Here is an 11241-nt window from a genome sequence, read left to right on the forward strand (position 1 = left end):
TGTAGATGTAAAGATAGCCTACGAATGGGAATCGGAATCGAGAGAATCATCTAGCAAGGCTGCCTAAATGCTTCCACACATGTTGATGATGCCTCTTAAAAATTATTTTTTATCAGAGCCCTCTTCTGAGATTTAACCACTCCATCACATAATCGGAATTCCGAAGTAAATATAACTTCTGTTAAGAAATTGTTGTCATAAAAAAAAGAGATTTCTTCTTTTTCTGTATAGCTGGATTTTAGAGGAAACAATAAAAATGGCAATTGACGATTATAATGAGCAATTTCACTAGTCATTTGTATAATTCGACCACTATCATCATATTGCCTTTTTTCAACAAACATCGTCTTATCAAAGCTTAACAGGAACGCATCATTATCTGCAACCACACTATCCAACGCCTTCAGACCTTTATCATTGTAAAATACAATTCTTTTCTGAGTTTCACCAGTGTAGTAATCCGTTAAAGATTGAGATAAACTAACAGTATCTTTTCCTATAATATTAACAACTCGTTTTACTTTTTGCGCAGTTTCATCAAGAAGAGCAACAATATTGTCTCCCGTCTTTTTTATAGAAAGAGATCCAATTTTTTTCCCTTCAAAATTAAATGATTCAATCAAAATAGAACCTTCTTCATTTTCATGGATAATAAAAGAAGATATTATAGCATCATTTGAATACAAGTTGTATTTTTTTCCACCTTGATAAGAAACATCTTCGACAATCGGCCACTCCTTGATATTCTTTCTTACAGAATACGTTTTAACAAGAGAATCATCCGTGAACACTTCAACAAGAAAATTTTCTTTTCCTGCATGAATACATGCATCATAAATGATTTGCCTTGCACTTTTTTCCAAAGAAGACACTTCTTCAGAAAAAAAGTCAGAATTAAACGATGAATCAAATACCACCCTTGGAGATAGGTATAGAACATAAGGAAGTTCAAATCTCAAGCCAGAATCAACATTTGCCGATTTCCAAGAAATAAGACTTAAAATTTGGATTCCAACCAAAATTAAGAAAATTGTAAAAGCTAAAAATAATTTTTTCATTAATACGACATGGGGCTCATCACAAATCTACCATTTTGAATACCATCATATCTATAAAAAACAGCTTACGGTCGTAAATATATCAAACTAACATTTCCTTTTTCGGCAAGATCAGAAAACTGGCCAACATCTGACTTATAGGGGCGACCATCAGAGCCTATACCATTTGGAGTGGGCTTCCAAGATGACATATGAGAATGAATAGAAATATACTTATAACCAAAGAAATTTCCAATTCCGATTCTGCTATTTGTGTACCCATCTATCGTGACCCTATTTACCAGTTCTCCTTTTTCATTCAGTACTTGCACACTTCTAGCTTCCGTAAACTTTACATAATTACCATCCTCATCATAAACTCTATACAATTCCCTATTATACGATTTAGGATTCGCACCTTCCGGTGCAGCAGCAGCATCAGCCGCTTCCGCTGCAGCATCAGCCGCTGCAAAATCTTCAAAAGCCTTTTTTTGACCAGGAGTTGCATCAGCAAGATCCCCCAAAGCATTCCTGTCGTCCTCCGCAATTAAACCAGACACATCAGGTTCTCCGGTTTCAGTGATTTCTTCATCAAAAACAGTAGATTTTGCAGAAGAAAGCGTTACACTTAAAAGACCAGAAGCAAAACTCATTCCAGCCCCCTTTAAGCCCCCCTGTACAATACTCCAACCTCGGGCGCCATTTAAAGCAGAACCGGAAGCACCACTAGCAAAACCACTTACCATTTGTGCGTATGCTGGGGACATGAAATTGCGCGCTTTTGCACCAACACCAGCTCCAATCGCACCAGTCGCAGCCCCCTTCCAAGTAGCATCCCATGCCCCAGACCAGCTTACGTCTGTACCATAAGCAAGACCACTGACAGCATAATTGCCCAATCCACCGACAGCACCTCCTGCAGCACCACCTGCGATCGCACCAAGAGCTCCGCCACCAACGGCAGCATCTGCAAAATCGCCAACAGCGCCGGCCGCAGCACCAACAGCAGCACCGCCCACAAAACCAACCCCAATGGACTTGGCACAGTTACCGCCGCCCATACAAGCCTGTATACCACTTACAGTGCCTGCAACTGCGCCAACAACAGCTCCAACAACAATGTTCACCCATTCGCCATTGGGATCAACATAGTTTAACGGATCTCCTCCATAGGTATACGGGTTGGCGAACTGGCCCGCCGGGTCAGGAGTCAGCCACATACCAAAGTAAGGATCAAAGTATCGAGCCCCAAAGTAATACTTGTCATGTTCTTCATCAAACTCCTTACCCTGCCAACGTTTGTTATCATCAGAGGGGCTAACTTCAGAAGAAGCGATGCGACCATAAGGATAATAATCAAAATAAGAAACAACACCTTCGCTATGGTTTACATACCCACGAATATTACCTTGGGCATCTGCTACGGGATAATAGGCAATACCCTTAGAATCTCGATAACCACCAGCAATCAAGTCCATTCGTTCCAGTTCAAACCCATTTCCGTTTACATTTTTATAAGTACCAATTCCAGGAATGGTTGCTTCAGTATAGTTATTCTGTGTAGAGTTGTTTACCACAGAATACCATAAACGGTTGCCACCTTCATCGTAAGCCATAGAAATGGTAGCCTTAACATCAAAAACATTTTCACGATCAACAGCATCCTTAGTCAGATTCGGCTGCAAGTTATTCAATTTGAACACTTTTTCAGGCAGGCCAAGCGAATTCAGCTTGTATGCAACAGTATCCTTCCTGGCATACCAAATATTACCAACAGAATCATACTTAAAGTATTCCGCGCTTGCAGAAGGGCTTCCGTGATTAACGTCATACCCGTAAGGCCTAAAAGATTGGTAGTTGCCATTATAGTTATACCCGATACTTGTCGTATCCTCATGCTTTGCAACAATTCGTCCAAATTCATCAAAGGAATAGCTAGCCTTTGTGTCACCATCTACAGATATCAAACGTCTAGAATAATCATAATCATACGTATTACTCTTTGATTCTTCCTGGCCATTCTTTTTTTTCCACTTATGATCAGCATTCTTGAGACGTCCGGCAAGTTCGTTTTCATAAGTTAGACTATCGGAATACAGTGTTCCCCCGGCATTTTCATACATAATCTTCGTCGGACGACCATAGACATCGTACTTAATGTTTTTTGTAAACACTAGCTTGCCATTGTCATAATAGCTTTTTGAACGAACATTTCCATTGGGGCTATAGACATATATCGCCATCAACAAGCCATTTTCCCAGGTAGTATCTAAACGCCCCTTATCATCATACTTACGTGTTCTTGTATTTTTTACCACCCAATTTTGTCCGTTCCAAGAATCAAAGTGGCTTTCAACCATCTCTCCGGAAACATTGTATTTATAGGAAATCTGAGTTGCGGGAATACCGGGATAGCAATAGATGATCCACTTGTACTTCACCTGTCCCATACGATTGTACGAAGACATTTTTACACTTACCGCATTCTTCTTTGAATCGTAAGCAATTACCGCACCAACATCAAGGTCACGAACATTCGTCATTTTTTTGATAATGCTGTCCAGAAGCAAAGTGTCAATCGTAACGCCTGATTTCGAAAGAGTTTCCTTTGTCGGCATACCGTAAAGCGTTCTTGAGCGAGGGAAAAATGTAGCAGTATCAATGACTGCATTAGGATTATCGAAGCGAACACGTCCATTGCGAACTTCGCCCACAACTGTATCTCGACCAAGGGCATCATATACAACTGCGGAGTAATAGTTTTCGCCCTTAGCACTATCATTTGCATTTCTTGTAAACCTTACACGCCCCAGACTATCGTAAGCAGTTTCACTCCTACCTCTGTCAGCGGACTTTGTTGAAATTAAGCGTCCCTGCTGGTCATAATGGTAAGTTGTTTGGAACAGTTTCAAGTTCCCATCTCGAGTAGCCTTAATAAGAGGATGAACGACATAGGATTCGACCAGACGGTCAAAGACATCATACTCATTTTTCTGATAGGATTCGTACTTTCCATCAAACATCCATGTGGTTACAGTCTTCCCCTTATCATTTTTGATTTCTTGAGAATAATGGTTTTCGGAATCTCTTGTAATGAATAAAAGATAAGTTGCCTTGGCTACATCATTTCTCTTGCTGTATTCCTTTGCAAGGAATCCGTCCTTATTCAGATTTTCATAAGAAATAAAGTCCTTTTCATTTGCAGCGGACATAATCCACGTCTTGCTCTGTTTTTCAACATAATTAAAGGATCTTTTTGCAATACCTGCAGTTGTTTGAAGAGCGCCTTCAAAATTGCCATACAAGGGATCATTTTCCGTGTATGCCAAATCCATTGCATCAGGACGGTCAAGTTCATCGGATCCATCGTAATAATCGTTGGCAGCAGAAATGCATTTTTCACAGGCAAGATCTACATAGTCAAAGCTGTCCAGAGGAGCAATAAACGGAATCGGTGTTTTTCTTTTCGTTCCAAGTCCGTCTGTATATGTAGTAGAAACCAAATACTTCTTTTCGGCAATTGAGTCTACAGTTTCAATGGAATTACCGAAAGACCCCAAAATACTGACAGATCTACTAATTCGGGGATTCTGGGACGTAGACGGATCCAAGTATCGAGTTATTTTCACCATGTCAGGAGAAACATAGGGTATATTTCTTGTTTCACACTTTTTAAAGGTCACCTGTATAGACAACGTCTTGTTGACCATGGGAATAGAGCTTCCCATCACGCCACCAAAATATACGGTATTGGGAGTATTCTCTGCTGAGGTCGACAAGTTAAACAAGTTGTCATAGATAGAATTGATATCCGGATTGTTAGAGTCCAGAATAAAAGTACTATCATAAACGGTCTTTCCATTAACAATAATTTTATCGACAACCTTACCGCCATTTGCCACGATGGAGCCCAGGAATCTCTGGCCCTCATACAGACTATAGGGGGATTTGCCTGATTTCTTGTCTATAACAATTCTACCACCTGCACCAGCCTCCGTAATTAAAGTATAATCAGCCTTTGGCGGTGTAAAACGCACCATGGGTAACTGATTCAGTAAATACTTTACAGAATCAATGGTAAACGAATAGCCTGACGCATATTTTGTAATCTGGAATTTAAATGCGGGGGCTGGTCGGAACCTTACGGAATCATCGTTAACACTCTGAGCGCCTAACTTAGACCAGCTAGTCTCGTTACTCTGAAAGTCATTGACATTAATGGAAAGATCGTTTTGATTATAATTAATCGCAGGATACCCTGCATCATCGGCATGATTAAAAGCATCATTAAAAAACCATACGTAGATTGGGGATTCCGCACTGCGAAGAGTCAGGGCAGTCGTATTGACCTTTACCTCCGAAATTCCACCAACTACAGGATGTTCTCTAGAATAGTCGTAGGCGATCAAGCCTCCCGGCCAGGTAGATCGAGTCGTATCAACGTACAATCCCTTTCCCTTCCCCCACTTTTCACTTATGTTAATGGTCGAGGAAGATAAATCAAAAGACTTTGCGATCCATCCGGGTCGAACACCGTTTTTTCCATAAATTTCCATCTCGTTTTTAACAGTCAATCCAGCCGTGGTTTTAAACGCTTCGCCTGTATAGACTGTAGGTGAGTAGGTGCCGCTCCAAGAATTCTGACGGAAACTTCCGTAATGATTCCAGAGTTGCGTCTGGATTTCACCATCACTATAGACTATTACCTGAGCAGAGTAGGACGAGTAATTCAGAGTAAAGGGGCCCAGTTCGATTAACGTATACTGTTCTACAACTTCTCCTTTATTGATGGAATCCGTACAAAGGCTATACTTATATGGAATAGAGGTAGTTGCCATTTTAACCGGCAACACGTAAGGGGTAGTCGCATCACAGTTGGTGCCGTCGCCAAAGGAAATACATCCATCAGCATGAATGGTCAAGTGATCGTACAACTCACCCATGAAAGATATATGATGCTCCTTATCCAATGCAACAGATGCAGGTCCCTTACTAAAAGCGTACCCCTCTACATAGCTTTTGGGTGTTACCCAGCCAGGAAGCACTTGCTGAACAGATGTTAAATCATCACGACTCGACCGAATATTTGCCAGAGCAACCGTCTGCAACAAGAAAACAGATAAAACAGTGATTAATTTCATGATATTTTTCATAATAGCCCCCTATTCCACAACTGCATCCGCATTAATCATTATTTGTTTTGCCCAAATCAAACCATTCCATCTGGAATTAGGAGCGATATTCACGGAGCAATTCGGAGCAACTACGGTAGCCTTTATTTCAGACAACACGCCCAAGTACAGGTCATTTGTTGAATTTGTGTAAATAAACATGTCACGTTCAGACTTCTTTGTCGTCATAGACACTCTATCGGCAAAATAAATCCTTCTATTAACCCATAACTGAATCGGGCCTTCTTCGTTATTGAAGATAACCTTACTGTCTGGTTCGATAGAGAATTCATCGAAGTAATAGATCCCCGGATTCAAAATCACTGTAGACCCAGCATAGGCCTGTAGCGTCTTGTACGCCCCTGGAGCAACTACAGTAGTCTTTCCTGTACCAGCGTAAATATTGTCGGATCCGACGTTAATATTGAGCTGAGGAATAACAGGCTTTTCAACATTTTCCTTGGAATAACTATCGAGAACCACGTTATCCTGCTTACTCATATTTCCGTTCACAACAACGGTATCAACCTTTGCAGAATTCCGTAAGACCATATTCCCAGTTGAAACTAGTGTTCCATGAACAGAAGCATTTGCTCCAACCTCAACAAAATCGGCCACGTAGTTTCCATTGCGGATTTCTGCACGGTCTGCAAGAACCAGGGAACCCATTGCAACCAGTTTTTGATTCAGGAGTGTGGCAAATTCTTCAGGTACGGCACCAAGATTTTCATGATTGGTAGACGAATCGGAAGAACTAGCTGTAGAATCAGCTACGGAAGAAGAACTGGACGGATTGTCCGAGGGAATTGTATCGTTTACGATTAAGGTCGGAGGCTTAATCCTTGTCGTATCAGCATCGACAACGACTACCTCAGTTTCACCATTTTTCTGATTTACAACATAAATGGTGTCCCCAACATTCACTTCACCCGGAGTGCAAGAATTCTTCCGTGTACTTCCTATTTTTATATCAAAGCATGTTGCACGTACATAGAGCATTCCGCAATGCACCATATCCCAATCGGAACTAAAGCCAAAGCAGGCATTCTGGACATTACTGTCTCCTTGCAACACCAATTCCGTTTCCTTTGTAACCTTTGCAATGATTGTATCTTTTACAGAGGATGGAATGATTGTTGGATTATCATTAGGCTTTGTGACAATAAGAGTATCAACTCGAATATATAGGGAATCCGTGTTATATCTAATATTGTCTTTTGTTTTCACGGCAACACCACCATTAGAATTTGTTGCAGAGAAGTCGGATGATTCAGACTGATTACTCGTGATATCAAAGAAATAAGCTAAACGATCCCCATTTTTTCCACATACAACGATTCTGATTTTATTGGAACCAGACTTCAAAGAAACTCGAATAGGTCTATTCTGAGATTTAGAAGCTAAATCACCCCAATTAAAGAAGGAATATTTTTTTGCGGATTCATCTGAATATATGATTTTGTCTACAACAATATCATTATTCTCAATCTGAATATGACTTAAATCGTCCTTATTCGAGGGAACAATATTAAAATCTATCGTTTGATATGTTTCATCCATTACGGCTGAATAATTCAAAAGATATTGTCTAAAAATCCCGCCAATATTTGTTCCTTTAACTGAACCAACAGAGGAAATCGTAAGATTCAAATCTCCACCTGCATCATATTTCATTGGAACAATATGATCACGTGATTTCCGAGACGAATTGCCCTTTTCATTAAATACTAAGACTGGAGTATGCAGACCAACGGACAAATCAAATGATCCGAATTCAGACTTAGGATTTGCAAACGCAGGTTTTCCAACAGAAACCCAGCGTCCCTTATCATACTTCACGACTGTAAGCTTATTATAGTTGGCAGAAGATACGAACGCAACATAAGGTACCGTATCCTTAACAACAAAATCAAAGTCACAGTTGTCACTCAGGTAAGCTATAATTTTTCTTTCTTCAGACGCACTATTGGACAAAAACGCCGTTTTAACGGAATTATCCTCATAAGGTACAAAGGACGCTTTCTTAACCATGAAACTTTCTACGGAGCCATCTTCATAACTTTCTGTAACCTTAATCGGTGTAGCGGACTCAACAAACTTGAACACAGATAAAGCCTTTTCACTTAAATGGTTCGAACTAAAGTCATAAGAAACAGCCAAGTAAATATTTTTCCCATTAGACGAGAATTTCAGTTTTTTTGCACCTGTCAGCGGTTCGTCACCAACCATCAACAAATCACCGCTATAATCCGGCAAGTAATCAGATGTTCCAGGTTCCTGAGATAAAGTTGTACCGGCCCACACACGTTCATTTTTGAGAGTATGAGCTTCACTAGAATTATACAGTCTCTTAACAACGACAAACTTTGGTGAAATAGTCTTTGCAATAGTCGAATCCTTACCATCCGCTGCTATTACCGTCTCCGATGTATCCTTATTGGCCATTTCAATAGATCCGATATAGGCGACATATGGAATTCCATTGGGTCCAATGATTATATCGGCATCATTTACATGACCATCGCTTACAGCCCCTTCTACATACCCATATGTATTGGAAGACTCATTGACATACACGGAGCCACCAACATTTTTCCAGGAATGATTGCTGTATTGCTTTACAAACAGCCTAGAACTAGTGGTGTAGCTAGAATCCCACTGGTTTCTTTTCACATTCCACTTACGGTCTGAATAAGAGGAAACATTCTTTTCATACAATAAATACAGAACGTTATTGGAATCAATCGCTGTCTTGTACTTTTCCGTTTTCACGCCAACCGTATCAACATTTCCCAAATAGGACCAAACATCACTAGAGTAAGAATAAAGCACTCCAGTCTTATTCGCATTTGTTCGTCGACCCACGGCGAGATCCTGATCAGCGAACATAAAGGTATTCTTTCCATTAGATGTTGAAACAAATTGATTGATTCGTTCATACAACTTAACAGAATCATTCCACTCATTTCCATCATATACAGCAGTATGGAATCCATCCTTAGACAAATAGCTAAGCGTTGTCGTATCCTTATCATCCAAGAACGAAGGCTTACTTCCAACATCAAGCGTGGATCCATACTTCACCCACCCTGAACGGATTCGATTTACGTGGACGGTATAGATTTTGGATTTTTGCGGAGCTACATCCACTTTTAAAGTCAGATTATCAATGCCGTCAACAGAAATGTCAACACCTTTTAAATCTGAACAACAAGATACAAACCAGTCGGTTGTCACTTCATTTCCAGCATAGTACTGGTAATAAACCTTGTCCTTATCTTGCTTAGTAACCCAACTGACATTCAATTCAGTAACGTCATCGGAAATTGAATAATACAGCTCTGCACCATTGTCAGAAATATCCAAATTTTCACCATTTATGCTGAGCTTTTTCAGACCATCGGCACCGTTAGGTTCAACAAGACAGGCACCACTGATATATTCCTTCTTAGAAGACAACACCACGGAACCATCTTCCAATTCTGTCCAATTCTCAACAATCCTTCCTCTAGAGTCATAAACAACGTACTCTCCAATACCGCGATCATTTACCTGAACATTCGGTTTTGACCATTTTTTATTCCAAAATGTAACAGAGGATTGTGCTATCGTCGGAACAATTCGAATATCCTGAAGATTTACAGAAGAACCATCCACAAGCCTAAATGCAATTCTATAAGAACCATTTCCAAGAGGTGTTTCAAATTCAACATAATTCCATAGTTTGTGTTTCTGTAGAGTCCAAGTATTCTTTACAGAGCCATTCACAAATAACTGGACTGAACGGTCCACATCATCCACATTCTGAATCCAGGCACTAAACCTGTAATTTCCGTTTCTTGCAGCGGGAATTCTTGTTTCGAGATCACTACCAACACTTAATTGAATAGCCCTTGTATCAAATCGGCCAAAGCCAACACCATTACCATTGACGGCATATCCATTTTTCAAATCAGTTAGTTTACAATTTGTCCAGCCACTTATTTCGCATGTATTACCCGGATGAAGTCTAGCCTCATCTATGCCAGCGCCAACAACGGAACCGAAAAGCAATCCACCCTTTCCATTTTCATAAAAAGCAGACGATTTCCGTTTCAGTCGGTCAATTGTTTCAACAGCCCTTCCATCGATATATCTGGAATACTCAGTAGTTTTCTTCCATTTAGAGTTTTGCTGATTGGATGTATAATCGAATGAGAACGTCTTGTCGAAATTTTCAGATTCGTATTTCCATACTTCACTAACAACCATTTTTCCCGACTCGTTCTTATATTTAGAGGCATTCGCCTCTACTATTCTTCCAAAAACATCATCGCATTTTCTCTGACACACATAATAACCGGCTTCCTCTGCAATTCGATTAGATGCTAGCATTGCGTTCTTATAGGCATCAACTTCATATGCATAAATCACGTTTTTCTCTGAAATCGGAGAATTATTTACATATGTTATAACTTTATTGGCTTGTCCATTTTTTGTATTGTAACTTAAAGACGTGCGAGTCGAAACATTGTTTGCCTTGGTCGTCTTACTATCAACAACATCTTGATAAATACGTTTGGGCCAATTAGCATCACGAAGTCTCTGATAATGACTTTCCATTGAAGTTACAATCTTTCCAGAAGCATCCTTTGTATACTCTTTACATGTCTGGCCAGCTCCCAGACCAATATTTCCTCCTGGTAAGAATACGGAGCAAAGTTCCTTTTCGATTTTACCATTTGATTCCGGTAACGTGATGACGAATCTATTTACCAAGGGCGTATTTGACGTATAGTCAAATCCAACCTTATTATTATTGTCCCATAAATATTCATATTTATAGGTCACTTTCTTATCTGCAATCGGATCCAATATAGTCTTTTCAGTCACAAAAGGAACAGATATTTTTCCTGCGCGGATTCTCATCGTCAAGTAAATCCGATCTAGGCTGAAAACAAAAAAAATCCCTAGAAAGTGAATTCTAGGGATGGTTAGGTTTCTAACTTGCGTTTTCGACCAAGAAAAGGACAAGCGATGAGACTTAACCGAGA

Annotated in this window: 3 protein-coding genes; all 3 read right to left on the reverse strand. The window is 40.0% G+C overall.

The genetic code is table 11. From position 1 onward, the window contains the following. Nucleotides 1-95: 95 nt before the first annotated feature. The 3 genes from BGX12_RS14595 to BGX12_RS14605 all read right to left on the reverse strand — a co-directional run bounded on the left by BGX12_RS14595 (nucleotide 96) and on the right by BGX12_RS14605 (nucleotide 11116). A complete protein-coding gene (locus BGX12_RS14595; protein WP_109736768.1) occupies nucleotides 96-1058 on the reverse strand; it encodes a hypothetical protein in 963 nt (320 codons plus the stop codon). 65 nt (nucleotides 1059-1123) lie between these two features. Further along, nucleotides 1124-6190, reverse strand: a complete 5067-nt coding sequence (locus BGX12_RS14600) for an RHS repeat domain-containing protein (protein WP_109736769.1) — start codon at nucleotides 6188-6190, stop codon at nucleotides 1124-1126. Between the two features lie 9 nt (nucleotides 6191-6199). Then, nucleotides 6200-11116 carry a hypothetical protein gene (locus tag BGX12_RS14605; RefSeq protein WP_146196371.1) on the reverse strand — a complete coding sequence of 1639 codons (4917 nt, stop codon included), beginning with the start codon at nucleotides 11114-11116 and terminating at the stop codon, nucleotides 6200-6202. Nucleotides 11117-11241 lie beyond the last annotated feature (125 nt).

This window comes from Fibrobacter sp. UWR4 (assembly GCF_003149045.1).
In the GTDB taxonomy this organism is placed as follows: Bacteria; Fibrobacterota; Fibrobacteria; order Fibrobacterales; family Fibrobacteraceae; genus Fibrobacter.